Source organism: Eubacterium sp. AF34-35BH, assembly GCF_003477765.1.
Classification (GTDB): Bacteria; Bacillota; Clostridia; order Lachnospirales; family Lachnospiraceae; genus Eubacterium_G.
In genome coordinates this window covers 118191-133543 of sequence record NZ_QUDZ01000003.1, presented here as the reverse complement: position 1 = coordinate 133543, position 15353 = coordinate 118191, and the positions used below count along the sequence as shown (strand labels likewise).

Below are 15353 nucleotides of genomic sequence, written 5' to 3'. Positions count from 1 at the left end.
ATGAATAAAAATTCAGGGTTAAAATGGACAATAAAAAATAGTAAAAAGCAAATGCCATGGATTATTGCACTAAGTGTTTCTAATATAGTGTTGGCTTTGATTGGCACTATATTAGCATTGGCAAGTAAGTTTGCAATAGATGCCGCTCAAAAAGCAGCTACGTCAAAGACGAATGTAGAATTTGTGCATTACAGAAATTTAATTATTATTTATGGCATTATAATTTTCGGTATAATAGCCGGAAGAATGATATTAAGAATTTTTGCACAAAGTCTGTCTGTGAAAATTCAGGCAAAATTGGAAATGAGTATGAGAGAAAGCCTATTCGCAAACATTATCAGCAAGGAATATGACAAAATAAATGTTTATCATAGTGGTGAACTAATGAACAGATTAACAGGTGATGTGGCAATTGTGGCTGGGGGAATAGCAAATATTGTCCCACAGTTTTTATATTTTGCAGCACAGTTTATGGGCGCTTTTGTTATTTTAATTATTTTTGATTGGAAATTTACACTGGTATTTTTAATAGCAGGCATAATAATCTTTGTGGTTACTTTATTTTTTAGAGGAAAATTAAAAAATCTTCACAAGAGAGTTCAGGAAACAGATGGCACTGTAAGGTCTTTTTTTCAGGAGACAATTGAGAGTATATTAGTTGTTAAAACTTTTGGCGTAGAAGAACAGTTTGAAGCAAATGGTAGAATTTTACAGCAGGAAAATTACAATACAAAAATGAAAAGACGTACCATAAGCATACTGGCAAACACAGGCTTTTCCTTTGTATTTAACGGTGGTTATTTATTAGGCTTAATATGGTGTGCCATGAAAGTTAGCATGGGGTTGATGACCTATGGAACTCTTGCGGCGGTGCTACAGTTGATTTCACAGGTGCAGACACCTTTTGTAAATATTACGAAAGTCGTACCACAGTATTACTCAATGATAGCCTCAGCTGAAAGAATACAGGAAATTGAAAAAATTCCAAGTGAAGATGTGGAAGAAACAAAGATAGACACGCAGGAAATTTATAAAAAATTAAAAGAAATAAACATTAATAATATTTCATTTAGTTACGGTAGGTCTGCTATTATAGAAAGTGGTAATGGTAGGATTGCAAAAGGAGATTTCGTTGCCATCAGGGGCATATCAGGAATTGGAAAAAGTACATTAATGCAAATACTTCTAGGTGTTTTTAAGCCAACAGAAGGTTTCGTTGTTTTAGAATTTGATGATAATAGTGTAATGGAAATAAGTCCTAAAACAAGACCGTTGTTCTCTTATGTACCACAGGGAAACTACCTGTTTAGTGGAACTTTGCGTGAGAATATAATGTTAGCAAACAACAAGGCTACACAAGATGAAGTGGAAGACGCTTTAAAAATTAGCTATGTAAAGGATTTTGTGGACAAACTTCCTAAGGGCTTGGATACAGTTATCGGTGAAAAGGGATTAGGCATTTCAGAAGGGCAGGCACAAAGATTTGCAATAGCAAGAGCGTTAATCAGCGACGCACCGATACTTTTGTTAGATGAAGCAACATCAGCATTAGACATTGAAACAGAAAAAGAAGTTCTAAAAGAAATAAAGAAATTAACTGAGAAAACAGTTATAATAATAACACATAAAGAGGCTGCACTGGAAGTGTGCAATAAAGAGATAATAATAAAAGATAAGATATTACATGTGAAAAATATTTAGACAAAAAAAGTCCGACATAAAAAGTGTCGGACTTTTTTGGAGCTGTCTATGTATATTTCGTTGTTACTTTAGCTGTAGTTGTAAGTTGCTCCCATAGGGCATCGTGGAATAACATTGCAAGCTCCTCCCAATGTTTGTGTTGTTGCTTTTCGAAAAAAAGTTCTTTTTTCAAATTATCAACTTCCTGTTGCAACTTCATTGTTTCTTGTAATAAAGACGTATCTTCGGCAAAATTCACACTATCACCTTCCCCCAAAAGTTATATGTAATTACCCTCTACAAGATTATAGCATTTAAAGTGAAATTTGTGGAAAATTTTCTTCGACTTTTAGCGACATAAAAATACAAAATAATATATATGGTCATAAAAACTATTCAAAACATTGTAAATAAATAGTTAATATTATATAATTGAAAGGATAAAATTCTGATGGAGGAATTACAAATGGGAAAATATTTTGGAACAGATGGATTTAGAGGGGAAGCAAATGTGAACCTCACAGCAATGCATGCATTTAAAGTAGGAAGATTTATTGGATGGTACTATGGAAGATTTCATAAATGTTCTGTAGCCATTGGAAAAGATACAAGAAGAAGCAGTTACATGTTTGAAGATGCTTTATCAGCAGGTTTAACATCAACAGGAGCCGACGTATACCTTTTACACGTAACAACAACACCTAGTGTTTCATACGTTGTTAAGACAGAAAACTTCGACTGTGGAATTATGATTTCTGCAAGTCACAATCCTTTCTATGATAACGGAATCAAACTTATTAATGGTAAGGGCGAAAAAATGGAACAGGAAGTTATTGATGAGGTAGAAAAATATCTTGATGATGATTTCGATTCTATACCATATGCAACAGGTGATAAGATTGGTAGAACAGTTGACTACTTTGCGGGAAGAAACAGATATATGGGGTATTTAATGACTCTTGCAAAACATTCATACAGAAACATAAAGGTTGGACTTGACTGTTCTAACGGTAGTGCATCATCAATTGCCAAAGGTGTTTTTGATGCATTAGGCGCAGAAACTCATGTAATTAACAATGAGCCAAATGGAACAAACATTAATATGGATTGTGGTTCAACACATATTGAAGTTTTACAGAAATATGTAAAGGAAAATCATTTAGACGTAGGTTTTGCATATGATGGTGATGCAGACAGATGTTTGTGTGTAGATGAGAATGGTAATTTAGTTGACGGGGACTTGATTTTATATGTTGCCGGAGTTTATTTAAAACAAAACGGAGAACTTGATAATAACACAGTTGTTACAACAATTATGTCTAACATTGGTTTATATAAGGCATTTGATGCAGTGGGAATTAATTATGAAAAGACAGATGTTGGTGACAAGTATGTATATGAATGTATGAGAAATAATGACTACAGACTTGGCGGAGAACAGTCAGGCCACATTATTTTTAGTAAACATGCTACAACAGGTGATGGTATTTTAACTTCAATTAAGTTAATGGAAGTTATGATTTCATCTAAGAAGAAAATGTCAGAACTTACAAGTCCTGTTACAATTTACCCACAGTGCTTAAAGAATATTAAGGTTATTAGCAAACCTGAAGCAAGAGCAGATGAGGATGTACAGGCAGAAGTAAACAAGGTTGCAGAGGCACTTGGTAACGATGGAAGAATTCTTTTAAGAGAAAGTGGTACAGAACCTGTTATCAGAGTAATGGTTGAAGCAAAATCAGACTTACTTGCAGAAAAGTATGTAGACCAGATTATTGATGTGATTAAGAAAAAAGGTCATGCAGTATAAATGAATAAGAAAAGAACACTATGGGCAGTAAGAATTATTCTTATTGCTCTTATAGTTTGCTGGATGATGATTATATTTGATTTTTCAGCTGCAAATGGTCAACAGTCCCAGTCTTATAGTGATGGGATTACAATTAAGATAATAAGACTTATAAAAAAAGACTGCAATATGTTATCTAAGGACAGGCAGCAGGAGTATTTTAATAAGGTTAGTTTTTTTGTGAGAAAGACAGGGCATTTTGGTGAATATGGAATATTATCACTTTTATGGTCAGGTTTTTTACTTACATTTAAATCCATAAGAAAAATAAAAAAGAAAATATTTATATTAATACCAACAGCAATTTCATTGGTATATGCGGCTACTGATGAGTTTCATCAGGGATTTGTTGATGGAAGAAGTCCTGGAGTAAGGGATGTATTTATTGACACTTTAGGAGGATTTACAGCTACAGTTTTTATAACGGTAATTGCATGGCTGGTATTTAGGAGGAAAGATGAACGCTTGGGAAAAAAATGTTAGAAAGGTAACACCGTACACACCGGGAGAACAGCCAAAGGTTGATGACGTAATTAAGTTGAACACAAATGAGTGTCCTTATCCACCATCACCTAAAGTTGTGGAAGCATTGGAAAACATGAACAAGGATAAATTAAGATTATATCCTGATCCTGATGCTACAGAGTTAGCAGATGCAATTGCAGAATACTACAATGTAAACAGCAATCAGGTTTTCGTTGGAGTAGGTTCAGATGATGTAATAGGAATGGCTTTCCTTACATTTTTTAATTCTGATAAACCCATATTATTTCCAGATATTACATATTCTTTTTATGATGTGTGGGCTGATTTGTTTAAGATTAAATATGAAACAAAGAAGTTGGATGATAACTTTAATATAAAAGTTGAGGATTATTTCGAACCAAATGGTGGAGTGATTTTCCCAAATCCAAATGCACCAACATCAATTGAAATCTCTTTAGATTCCATAGAAGAAATAATAAAAAATAATCAGGATGTTGTTGTAATTGTTGATGAAGCTTATGCTGATTTCGGCAAAGTTACAGCCCTTGATTTAGTAAACAAATATAATAATCTTCTTGTAGTTAGAACATATTCAAAATCAAGAGCAATGGCAGGAATGAGAATAGGCTATGCAATTGGAAATGAAGCTTTAATAAGTGCAATGAAAGCTGTTAAATTCTCTTACAATTCATATACAATGAACATGCCAAGCATTGTTGCCGGTGTGGCTGCAATTAAGGATGATAAATATTTTAAGGAAATTGTAGGTAAGATTATAAAAACAAGAGAAAATGCCAAGGAAAAATTAGCAGATTTGGGCTTTGAATTTGCTGACTCTCAGGCGAATTTTATATTTGCAAAGCATAAAAATGTTAGTGCAAAAACAATTTTTGAAAAATTAAAAGAAAAGAAAATATATGTGAGATATTTTAATAAACCACGTATAGATAATTATCTTAGAATAACTATTGGAACTGATGACGAGATGGACAGGCTTTTTAAGGCGTTAGAAGAAATAGTTAAATAAAAAATATATTCAGGAGAAGTTATGGGAGTTATTGATATCTTATTTATTGGAATAGGACTTTCCATGGATGCCTTTGCAGTGTCTATATGTAAAGGACTTAAAATGAAAGTTGTAGACCTAAAACAGTGCCTGATGATTGCTTGGTTTTTTGGAATATTTCAGGCTATTATGCCCACCATTGGTTATGTGTTAAGTTCAAAGTTTGTTGAATACATTAATGCGTATAGTCATTGGGTAACATTTGTACTTTTAACAATTATCGGTGCAAACATGATAAGAGAATCAGTGGGAAATGAAGAAGAGGAAACTGATGGAAAACAGGTTGTAGGAATTAAGGAACTTTTTGGACTGGCTATTGCAACAAGCATTGATGCGTTGGCAGTTGGAATAACATTTGGTACAATGGGAAGTCAACTTCACTTATCCATTTGGCTGTCAGTTACATTAATAGGAATTACAACTTTTATTATTTCAATAATAGGAGTTTTTATTGGAAACATATTTGGTTCCAAATACAAAACCAAAGCTGAAATAGTAGGTGGTATAATTTTGATTCTTATAGGAGTTAAGGTTGTATTAGAACATTATTTATAAAACACAATTAAGGAGGAAATATGCCGTACACAGAAGCAAGTAAAAGAGCAACTCTTAAATACATGAAGAAATTAAAGAGAATACCTCTTGATATGCAAATACCCCAGTATAGTCGACTTAAGGCATATTGCGACCATAAAGGTAAGCCGGTAAATACTGTAATTAAGGAAATTATTTTTGAAAAAATAGATTCTGAAATGGGTGAAGACTGGAAAAATTAAATAAATAGCATAAGTTAAGAATGTCTGAATACTAAGTGTGTTCAGACATTTTTGCATAACAAAAAAGTAACAAAATATTAAATTTATGAATAATGATTTATAAAAAATAAGTTGTATATTAATAAATAGTTCAAGAAATGGACTATAATAAGTATGGAATGCCACTGACCAAAGGGAGGAGACATTTTATAATTATATGAGGAGGTAGGTTGTATGAACATAAGTAAGTTTACACAAAAATCAATTGAGGCCATACAGAATACTGAAAAGATAGCAAACCAGTATGGCAATCAGGAAATTGATCAGGAACATTTAATATATGCGTTGATTAATTTAGAAGACAGTTTAATACTTAAACTTATTGAAAAAATGGAAATTCAGCCTGAACACTTTAAAAATAGAATTGAGCAGGCGATTGAAAAACGTACAAAAGTTCAAGGTGGAAACATGTACATGAGTCAGGCTTTAAATGATGTATTGATTAATGCAGAAGATGAAGCAAAAAGAATGGGTGATGAATATGTTTCAGTTGAACATTTATTCTTAATGCTTATTAAGAAACCAAACAAAGAAGTTAAGGAAATTTTTAGAGAATATGGAATTACAAGAGAGAGATTCTTAGGTGTTTTGGAACAGATAAGAGGTAATGTAAGAGTTACATCGGATAATCCTGAAGGCACATACGATGCTTTATCAAAGTATGGCGAGGATTTAGTTGAAAAAGCAAGAAATCAGAAACTTGATCCTGTAATTGGACGTGATTCTGAAATAAGAAATGTAATCAGAATTCTTTCAAGAAAAACAAAGAACAATCCTGTACTTATTGGTGAACCCGGTGTTGGTAAAACAGCAGCAGTTGAAGGTTTGGCACAGCGAATTGTTAAAGGTGATGTTCCTGACGGCTTAAAGGACAAAAAGATTTTTGCTCTTGATTTGGGTGCCTTAGTTGCAGGTGCAAAGTATAGAGGTGAGTTTGAGGAAAGATTAAAAGCTGTACTTGAAGATGTAAAAAATAGTGAAGGAGAAATCATTTTATTTATTGATGAACTTCACACAATAGTAGGAGCAGGAAAAACTGATGGTGCAATGGACGCAGGCAATATGTTAAAACCTATGCTTGCAAGAGGTGAGTTGCATTGTATTGGAGCAACAACGTTAGATGAATATCGTCAGTATATTGAAAAAGATAAAGCTTTGGAAAGACGTTTCCAACCTGTTATGGTTAATGAACCAACAGTTGAAGACACAATTTCAATTCTTCGTGGATTAAAAGAAAGATATGAAGTTTTCCATGGTGTAAAAATTACTGATGGTGCCTTAGTTAGTGCAGCAACTTTATCTGACAGATACATTACGGATAGATTTTTACCTGATAAGGCAATTGACTTAGTAGACGAGGCGTGTGCCCTTATTAAAACTGAGATGGATTCAATGCCAACAGAAGTTGATGAATTGCGACGCAAAGTAATGCAGTTAGAAATTGAGGAAGCTGCTCTTAAAAAAGAAACTGATAATCTAAGCAAAGAAAGATTAGAAGAACTTCAAAAAGAACTTGCAGAGTTAAGAGATGACTTTAATAACAAAAAGGCAAAATGGGAAAATGAGAAAAACTCTGTAAACAGATTGCAGGAGTTAAGAGAAAAAGTCGAATCAGTTAAAAAAGAGATTGAGATGGCTCAAAACGAATATAATTTGGATAAGGCAGCTCAGTTACAATACGGTACTTTACCTGAACTTCAGAAGCAGTTAGAAGAAGAGGAAGCAAATGTTAAAAATAAAGATTTGTCACTTGTAAGGGAAAGTGTAACTGATGAAGAGATTTCAAGAATTATTTCCCGTTGGACAGGCATACCTGTTGCAAAATTAACAGAGACAGAACGAAATAAAACATTACATCTTGACGAACAGCTTCACAAGAGAGTTATAGGTCAGGACGAGGCTGTAACAAAAATTACAGAGGCAATTATACGTTCTAAGGCAGGAATTAAAGATCCAACAAAACCAATTGGTTCATTTTTATTCCTTGGACCTACTGGTGTTGGTAAAACAGAGCTTGCAAAAGCATTGGCTGAGAACATGTTTGATGATGAAAGTAATATTGTCAGAATAGATATGAGTGAATATATGGAGAAATACAGTGTGTCAAGATTAATAGGAGCGCCTCCGGGATATGTTGGATACGATGAAGGTGGTCAGTTGACAGAAGCTGTTAGAAGAAAACCATATTCAGTTGTATTGTTTGATGAGGTTGAAAAAGCACATCCTGATGTATTTAATGTACTTTTGCAGGTTTTAGACGATGGTCGTATTACAGACTCACAGGGTAGAACTGTAGATTTCAAAAATACAATTTTAATAATGACTTCTAACATTGGTTCGCCATATTTGCTTGATGGTATTGATGATCAGGGGAATATCAAAGAAGAAAATCAGGAACTTGTAATGAATGATTTGAGAGGTCATTTCAGACCTGAATTCTTAAATAGACTAGATGAAATAGTGATGTTTAAACCGCTTACAAGGGAGAATATTGGTGGAATTGTTGATTTGATTATTAATAATTTAAATGAACGTTTAGCTGATAAAGAATTAAAGATTAGCCTGACACCGGAAGCTAAAAAGTACGTTGCTGATAACGGATATGATCCGGTATACGGAGCAAGACCTTTAAAGAGATATTTACAGAAGAATGTTGAAACATTAGCAGCAAAAGTAATCCTTGAAGGAAAAGTAAGCCTTGGAGATACAATTGTATTTGACGTGGAAGGTGATAAATTAGTAGTTAAATAAAACAATTGAGAATCAGATTAAAGAGAAACATTTCTAATATTGCTGAAATAATGCAATAGGAGTGTTTCTCTTTTTTTATATAATAAGAAATTACTTTGGAATTTCTTATTATATAAAAAATGTTCCACTAGGGAGGCACCCTGATGCAAAAAGAAAATAGTTGTATGACAACAAGCACTCGGTTCGTAGAATTTCGTAAGCGATATTCTTTCTTGCGTAATAAGAAAATATGTATTGACAGATAGAATACAAATATGTATTATAAACATATGAACAATCATTCATATGTTTATAGAAGGAAGGAGGATATATGAAAAAAGAAGACAAATTAGATGCCGAAGTAAAAGATGAAATAGAACATTGTTGTAATAAGAAACATGCAGAAGATATAGAACATTTAGATCACAATATGCCTGACGAAGGAACTTTATGTGACTTGGCGGAATTTTTCAAGGTGTTTGCAGATTCAACAAGAATTAAAATCCTATACGCATTATCTAACAAGGAATTATGTGTGTGTGATTTGTGGCAGGGATTGGGACTTACTCAATCGGCTGTATCTCATCAGCTAAGAATTTTAAAGCAGATGAGATTGGTTAAGTACAGAAAAGAAGGAAAGACTATATATTACTCATTAGATGACGACCATATCCAATCAATTTTAAATGGTGGATTAGAGCATGTAATGGAATAGTTATTCTTAAAAAATACCACTGCCCAAATGGAGGGCAATATGTATTATTTTAGGAGGAAACAAAATGAACGAAGTTTATTTTTAGAATGTTTTCGAGGAAATGCCTATAATCAAAGGAAAGGAACAATACATATAATAGTAGGAGGAAAAGAGATGAGATTGCAGGAAAATATAAAAAACAGAAAAATGATGCATCATGACGATACTGCAGGACATGGACATAATCATGAACATCATCACGACCACGATGACTGCTGTTGCGGACATGAACATGGACACAGTCATGGACATGGATGTGATTGCTGTGAAGATGGTGTAGAAATTGAAAAAAATAAAACAATAGCGGGAGTTGCAGTATTCCTTGTGGCTTTTGTGGTTTTCCATATACCGGGACTATTTAAGTCATTTAGTGATACAACAATGGAAAATATTGAATTAATAGTATTTTTACTTATTTATTTGGTTACAGCAAAGGACATTGTTCTAAACGCCATTAAGAACTTATTTAAGGGCAAGGCATTAGATGAACAGTTCCTTATGTCAGTTGCAAGTTTAGGTGCATTTATTGTTGGCGAATATCCTGAAGCCTGTGCCGTTATGTTATTTTACATGGTTGGTGAATTGTTCCAGGATTATGCAGTAGATAAGTCAAGAGATTCTATTACAGAATTAATGGATATCAGACCTGATTATGCAAACATCTTAAAGAAAGATGGAACTATTGAAAAGGTTGATCCTAACAAGGTAAAAGTAGGAGATACAATTATTGTAAAACCTGGTGAAAAGGTTCCTCTTGATGGTGTAATTATTGAAGGTCAGGGAACACTTGATACATCAAGTCTTACAGGAGAAAGCCTACCAAGAGAAGTAGGATTACAGGAAGATGTTATTAGTGGTTCAATAAGCGTAAGCGGTGTTCTTACAATCAAGGTTACTAAGGCATTTGGAGAATCAACAGTTTCAAAGATTCTTGAATTAGTAGAAAATGCAAGTAGCAAAAAGGCAAAAACAGAAAGATTTATAACAAGATTTGCAAAGATTTATACACCAATCGTTGTTGGTTTAGCAGTTGTGTTGGCAATTGCACCACCACTTATAATGGCAACAACAGGTTCAAACATTACTGATTTCTACGGTGTATGGAGCCCATGGATTTACAGAGCACTTACATTCTTAGTAGTTTCATGTCCTTGTGCGTTGGTTATTTCAGTTCCACTTAGTTTCTTTGCAGGAATTGGAGCCGCTTCAACAAAAGGTGTTTTAGTTAAGGGAAGCAACTATTTAGAGTTAATCTCAAAATGTGACACTGTAGTATTTGATAAGACAGGTACATTAACAAAGGGTGTTTTCAAAGTAAGTAAGATTAATGCCAATGTAGATGAAAAGAAATTTCTTGAAATGGCAGTTGTTGCTGAAATGTATTCTAATCATCCAATTGCAAAATCATTAAAGGATGAATTAATTAAGAAAGACAAGAGTGTATTTGACGGCATTCAGGCAAGACAGAAAGACATTAAGATTGAAGAAATTCATGGTAGAGGAATTAAGGCAGAATTAGACGGTAGTGAAATTTTAGCCGGCAATGGCAAATTGTTGGATATGTTCAAGATTCCTTATGAAAAAACCGGAGAAATAGGAACTATTGTTTATGTTGCTGTTGATAACCAGTATTTAGGATATGCCGTAATAGAAGATATAGTAAAAGAAACATCATTAGAAACAATTAAGCAGTTAAAGTCATTAGGTGTGAAAAACACTGTTATGCTTACAGGTGACAGAAAAGAAATTGCTGAAAAAATAGCAAAGGAATTAAATCTCGACAGTGTTTATTCAGAATTACTTCCTGAAGATAAGGTAAGACATGTTGAGGAACTTCTTAAAACAAGTGGAGTTTTAGCGTTTGTTGGTGATGGTGTAAATGATGCTCCTGTACTTGCAAGAGCTGATATCGGTATTGCCATGGGCGCAATGGGAAGTGACGCGGCAATTGAAGCAGCAGACATTGTTTTGATGGATGATAATCCTAAAAATATTGGCAAAGCAATTAAGATTGGTCGTAAGACAATGGGCATTGCTAAACAGAACATTATATTTGCTTTAGCTGTTAAAGTTTTAGTATTAATACTTGCAGCAGTTGGTATTGCATCAATGTGGGCAGCTGTTTTCGCAGATGTTGGTGTATGCGTAGTTGCTATTTTAAATGCAATGAGAGCAGGAAAATTAAAATAGAAAAACATATTCTGTAAGAAATGTTCATAAGATAAATAATAATATGTACAGAAGGTTTTTTATGAAAAAAGTATATGTATTAGTAATTTTTGCATTAGTTGTGCTAAATGTTTTTCTTTGGGGCGTTTTGGTCATTAATAATCTAAATGAAAAAAACAACAGGCTTAATGAAACTACAACTTATAAAAAACAACCAAAAGTTAAAAACAATGGTATCAAAAAAACAGATTCAAAAATATCGAAACCAAAAGTAGCAATTACTTTTGATGATGGACCAAGCACAGTTTACACAAAAATACTTTTAGATGGTTTAAAAGAACGTGGCGTTAAAGCTACGTTCTTTTTGACTGGTCAGGAAATACAATACAGCAAAGCAGTTGTTAAAAGAATGGCAAAAGAAGGGCATATAATTGGTAATCACACCTATTCCCATATTGATTTGAAAAAGGTAAACTATGCTCAGGGAAAAGATGAAATAGAAAAAACAAATGACATTATTAAGGATTTAACAGGAAAAAAGCCGGAATATATAAGACCACCTTACGGAGACTGGGACAAAAGGCTAATGAATGAAACAGATATGTCAATTGTGTTATGGAGTGTGGATCCTGAAGACTGGAAAGACCAAAATGCCAATATAGTTGCCAACAGAGTGATTAAAAACACCTCCGATGGTGACGTGATTTTGCTACATGATATTTTTAAAACTTCAGTGGATGCAGCGTTTATTATAATTGATGATCTACGGGAAAAGGGCTATGAATTTGTTACAATAGATAAAATAGACAGTGTAAAAGTAATAAAAAATAAGAACATTAACAAATAAAATATTGTTAAAAACATACACGGATGTTATACTGTCATAGATGTAAAAAAAATAAGAAAAGAGGATAGTATGATCAAGTATTTAACAATTTTTTTAATATCAATGGTACCTATTGTTGAGTTGAGAGGGGCACTACCATACGCAGCAGTATTCGGTTTGCCAATGCTTCCATCTTACATAATCTGTGTAATAGGGAACATGCTTCCGGTACCATTTATTTTCTTTTTTGCAAGAAAGGTATTAATATGGGGGGCTGATAAGAAGTTTATAGGAAAGTTTTTCACATGGTGTCTTGATAAAGGAGAACGTGGTGGAGAGAAATTAAAGTCAAAAGCAGGAAAAGGTTTATATGTGGCATTACTTCTTTTTGTAGGAATTCCACTTCCGGGAACAGGCGCCTGGACAGGAACATTAGCCGCAAGCTTTTTAGACATGGACTTTAAGAAAAGTGTTGTTGCATGCATGGGAGGCGTATTACTTGCAGGTGTAATAATGGGAACATTAAGTGCATTGGGAGTAACAGCTTTTTCAGTAGCATTTTAACGTAAGAATAGAGATTACAACAATGTTTGAAGTTTTCAAACGTGGAAATTGGAGTAAATAATGAGCAAAAAACAAATGAATTATGATTATATGTATAAGGGCAAAAAGAACGGTTCCCCAATGAGAACAGGTTATGAAAAATATACACCTGGAATTGTTGGGAAAATCGCTCTTGGAATTACAGTTCCTTCAGCATTAATTGCCTTAATATCTGTTTTAATAGCAGCTTTTGGAATGATACAGGCAATAGTAGTTACATTCTTTACTTTTATTATTGCTTTCGTAGGAAGTGTTGTTATTGCCATAGATATTGTCAGATTTAACAGACAGCAGAAGAAAGTAACAGACAAAAGGGAAGGCCCAAAGGAAATGGATATTATGAGAATAGTTCATTTGCTTATTGGTGTTGCCGCTGGTGTTATTATAGGTTATTTAATCTGGGGTGTTAAACATTAATTATATGGAGGAAATATAATGAGTCAGTTACCAAAGGATCCTGTAATGCTGCTTAGCGTAGTTAATACAAATCTTAGAGATTTTTATTTAAGTCTTGATGAATTTTGTAACGCAAAAGATGCAGATAAGAATGAAATAGTTAATGCATTATCAGCAATAGGATATGAATATAATGAGGAAAGTAATCAGTTTAAATAAAGATTACATAAAAAGTGGGTATTTATTACGAATGACTGTAATAAATACCCACTTTTTTATATCTTATAATATTAAGAAAAATTAGCTTTTTCTACGTTTGCTTAATGGAACATATTTTGTTGGTTCAGCAACATTCTTATATGCAGGACGAATAATTTTACCTGCATTAATGATTTCTTCAATTCTATGAGCACTCCAACCTGACATTCTTGCAGCTGCAAAAAGAGGTGTATATAATTCATCAGGCAGGCCTAACATTGAATATACAAATCCGCTGTAGAAGTCTACATTGGCACTTACAACTTTTTTACGTTTATGTGCTTTTGAAATTACATCAGGTGCAAGACGTTCAACATTCTTGTATAATGCTAATTCATCAGTACGACCTTTTTCAACAGCAAGCTTTTCTGTAAACTGTTTAAGAAGAATTGCTCTAGGATCAGATATGGCGTAAACTGCATGTCCAATACCGTAAATAAGACCTGACTTATCGTACAGTCTCTTATCAAGTATACCACGAAGATATTTCTTGATTTCTTCATCGTCATTCCAATCATTAACAGCTTCCTTCATGTTGTCAAACATACGCTTAACCTTTACGTTAGCACCACCATGTCTAGGACCTTTTAAAGAACCAAGAGAAGCAGCAATGGCTGAATATGTATCAGTACCTGATGAAGATACAACGTGAGTAGTGAAAGTAGAATTGTTACCACCACCATGCTCAGCGTGTAATACTAAAGCTAAATCTAATATTTTGGCTTCCAGTTTTGTGTATGTACTGTTTGGTCTAAGCAGTCTTAAAATATTTTCAGCTGTCGAAAGATTTGGATCTGGATTAATAATATGCAAGTCATCACCATAATGATAATGTCTCATTGCGTGATAACTGTAAACAGATATTAATGGAACTCTTGAAATAAGACTGATACACTGTCTTACAACATTTGGTATGGATGTGTCATCGGGATTGTCATCCCATGAATAAAGAGATAAAACACATCTTGCCAATTGGTTCATCATATCTGAACTTGGTGCTTTCATTATAATATCTCTAACAAAAGTAGCAGGCAATGTTCTGTATTCTGCAATTACTTTATTAAAATTTTCTAATCTGCGGGCTGTTGGTAATTCGCCAAATAAAAGAAGATATGTAACTTCCTCAAATCCAAAACGGTCTTCTTTAATAAAACCATTAACAATATCATTTATATCAATTCCACGATAAAACAATCTACCTTCACAAGGAACAGATTTACCATCGACAATATCAAATGAGTGAACATCACCGATTTCTGTTAGCCCTGTAAGAACACCCTGACCACCTTTTTCACGAAGACCACTTTTTACGTTGTATTTGTCATATAAAGCAGGGTCAATACATGAATTAGTTATGCATCGGTCAGCATATTTGTTTATTTGTGGCATTAATTTTTCTTCGTCTACATGTTTACGAATATTTGGCATAAAATGTGCCTCCTCTCTGTAACAATAAAATATGTAATTATGTAAAAATTAATAAAAGTAATTAATCTGCTAAATAAAATTAAATGGCAGGTTAATTAAATAAATAAACTGTAATGAGATTTGTACTTTCACAGTTTAACACTTTAATTAAGTATTTTACCATAAAATAGCATTTTTCTCAATGAGTGTTAAAAATATAGATTATTTCTTCATATTCTTATTTTTATGTGGTAGAATATGTAGGAATATGGGGTTATATACCCTAATATAAATGATTATGCAGAATCAAGAGA

At 33.2% G+C, this 15353-nt stretch carries 15 protein-coding genes; 13 read left to right on the top strand and 2 right to left on the bottom strand.

Features of this window, described 5'->3' with window-relative positions; translation table 11 throughout:
* On the top strand, positions 1-1701 hold the full coding sequence (locus DWZ69_RS04250; RefSeq protein WP_158561045.1) for an ABC transporter ATP-binding protein: 1701 nt from the start codon (positions 1-3) through the stop codon (positions 1699-1701).
* A gap of 46 nt (positions 1702-1747) precedes the next feature.
* Here the strand turns inward: DWZ69_RS04250 and DWZ69_RS04245 are convergent, their stop codons facing one another.
* Positions 1748-1939: a hypothetical protein gene (locus tag DWZ69_RS04245; RefSeq protein ID WP_117998888.1), complete on the bottom strand. Its 192-nt coding sequence runs from the start codon at positions 1937-1939 to the stop codon at positions 1748-1750.
* A 207-nt stretch (positions 1940-2146) separates the two neighbouring features.
* On the opposite strand from DWZ69_RS04245, the gene glmM reads away from it, so the two are divergent.
* The 12 genes from glmM (at position 2147) to DWZ69_RS04185 (ending at position 13593) form a co-directional block, all read left to right on the top strand.
* Positions 2147-3490 (top strand): phosphoglucosamine mutase, encoded by a 1344-nt coding sequence (glmM, locus tag DWZ69_RS04240; RefSeq protein ID WP_117998889.1) that lies wholly within the window; start codon positions 2147-2149, stop codon positions 3488-3490.
* The gene (locus tag DWZ69_RS04235; protein ID WP_117998890.1) at positions 3491-4012 is read left to right on the top strand and encodes a VanZ family protein; all 522 of its coding nucleotides are present in this window, start codon (positions 3491-3493) and stop codon (positions 4010-4012) included. It abuts the gene before it with no gap.
* Positions 3987-5042, top strand: a complete 1056-nt coding sequence (gene hisC, locus DWZ69_RS04230; RefSeq protein WP_117998891.1) for a histidinol-phosphate transaminase — start codon at positions 3987-3989, stop codon at positions 5040-5042. Before DWZ69_RS04235 ends, hisC begins: the two co-directional genes overlap by 26 nt.
* 21 nt (positions 5043-5063) lie before the next feature.
* On the top strand, positions 5064-5636 hold the full coding sequence (locus tag DWZ69_RS04225; RefSeq protein ID WP_117998892.1) for a manganese efflux pump MntP family protein: 573 nt from the start codon (positions 5064-5066) through the stop codon (positions 5634-5636).
* 20 nt (positions 5637-5656) lie between these two features.
* Positions 5657-5857: a hypothetical protein gene (locus DWZ69_RS04220; protein ID WP_117998893.1), complete on the top strand. Its 201-nt coding sequence runs from the start codon at positions 5657-5659 to the stop codon at positions 5855-5857.
* Positions 5858-6070: 213 nt separating this feature from the next.
* Positions 6071-8647, top strand: coding sequence for an ATP-dependent chaperone ClpB (clpB, locus tag DWZ69_RS04215; RefSeq protein WP_117998894.1), 2577 nt, complete (start codon positions 6071-6073; stop codon positions 8645-8647).
* A gap of 310 nt (positions 8648-8957) precedes the next feature.
* Positions 8958-9341 carry a metalloregulator ArsR/SmtB family transcription factor gene (locus DWZ69_RS04210; RefSeq protein WP_117998895.1) on the top strand — a complete coding sequence of 128 codons (384 nt, stop codon included), beginning with the start codon at positions 8958-8960 and terminating at the stop codon, positions 9339-9341.
* Between the two features lie 153 nt (positions 9342-9494).
* Positions 9495-11570, top strand: coding sequence for a heavy metal translocating P-type ATPase (locus DWZ69_RS04205; RefSeq protein WP_243002561.1), 2076 nt, complete (start codon positions 9495-9497; stop codon positions 11568-11570).
* Between the two features lie 61 nt (positions 11571-11631).
* The gene (locus DWZ69_RS04200; protein ID WP_158561046.1) at positions 11632-12396 is read left to right on the top strand and encodes a polysaccharide deacetylase family protein; all 765 of its coding nucleotides are present in this window, start codon (positions 11632-11634) and stop codon (positions 12394-12396) included.
* Positions 12397-12465: 69 nt separating this feature from the next.
* Complete coding sequence (locus tag DWZ69_RS04195; protein ID WP_117998897.1) at positions 12466-12939, top strand: small multi-drug export protein; 474 nt, start codon at positions 12466-12468, stop codon at positions 12937-12939.
* Positions 12940-12999: 60 nt separating this feature from the next.
* Positions 13000-13395, top strand: a complete 396-nt coding sequence (locus tag DWZ69_RS04190) for a hypothetical protein (protein WP_117998898.1) — start codon at positions 13000-13002, stop codon at positions 13393-13395.
* Between the two features lie 18 nt (positions 13396-13413).
* Positions 13414-13593 carry a DUF4250 domain-containing protein gene (locus tag DWZ69_RS04185; protein ID WP_117998899.1) on the top strand — a complete coding sequence of 60 codons (180 nt, stop codon included), beginning with the start codon at positions 13414-13416 and terminating at the stop codon, positions 13591-13593.
* Positions 13594-13674: 81 nt separating this feature from the next.
* Here the strand turns inward: DWZ69_RS04185 and DWZ69_RS04180 are convergent, their stop codons facing one another.
* Entirely contained in the window at positions 13675-15060 is a 1386-nt protein-coding gene (locus DWZ69_RS04180; RefSeq protein WP_117998900.1) for a citrate/2-methylcitrate synthase, read from the bottom strand.
* Positions 15061-15353 lie beyond the last annotated feature (293 nt).